Below are 686 nucleotides of genomic sequence, written 5' to 3' on the forward strand. Positions count from 1 at the left end.
ATTTCTGGAACCGTTCGGGAGCCGAACACTTCATGGCGCTCAACAGCTTTTTCGAGCATCTCGGGCTGATCGCGGCACTCGTGCTCGCGACCATGCTCGACGATGCGCGGCAATCGGCCGATGATGGCCGTTCCATTCGATGACGATGCAACAACCAGGAAATCCTGTGATGAAATCTGTTCGTTCCGTGCTGCTCGCCGCGATGCTCGCGGGCGGCCTCGCCGTTGCCCCCGTGACGTTCGCAAAACCGCCGGTGCCGCCCGCGGCGGTGCCGACGGTGGCGGTCGGCCCGCAGTACGACACGACGCACGTGTGCGTCGCACCCGAAGACTTCGACCGCTTCACCGACAGCTTCGTCGCGACCTTCGGCGGCAAGAAGTCGAAGCAGGGCGTGTTCCAGGTCACGCCCACGCCGAGCCAGACGATGTCGCAACTGGTGCTCACGCCGGTCGGCACGATCTCGGTGTTCGGCTTCAAGACGCCGATCCCGTATCCGTTCTGCGCGGAGCGCACCGGTTATCTCGTGACCGACATGGACGTTGCCGTGAAGTCGGCGCGCGAGCACGGTGCCGACGTGATCGTCGACACGTTCCCCGACCCGATCGGCCGCGACGCGATCATCACGTGGGCGGGCGGCGTGAACATGCAGCTGTACTGGCACACGCAGGTGCCTAATTACGACGCAC

General features: G+C 64.4%; 2 pseudogenes. Both read left to right on the plus strand.

Annotated elements, in window-relative coordinates:
• Positions 1-143, plus strand: a pseudogene (locus JMF90_RS39365) (DoxX family protein); the annotation flags it as partial.
• A gap of 26 nt (positions 144-169) precedes the next feature.
• Positions 170-686 (plus strand): annotated as a pseudogene (locus tag JMF90_RS39370) (VOC family protein); the annotation flags it as partial.

The sequence above is a fragment of the Burkholderia sp. E168m23 genome, from assembly GCF_016586125.1.
GTDB lineage: Bacteria > Pseudomonadota > Gammaproteobacteria > Burkholderiales > Burkholderiaceae > Burkholderia > Burkholderia orbicola.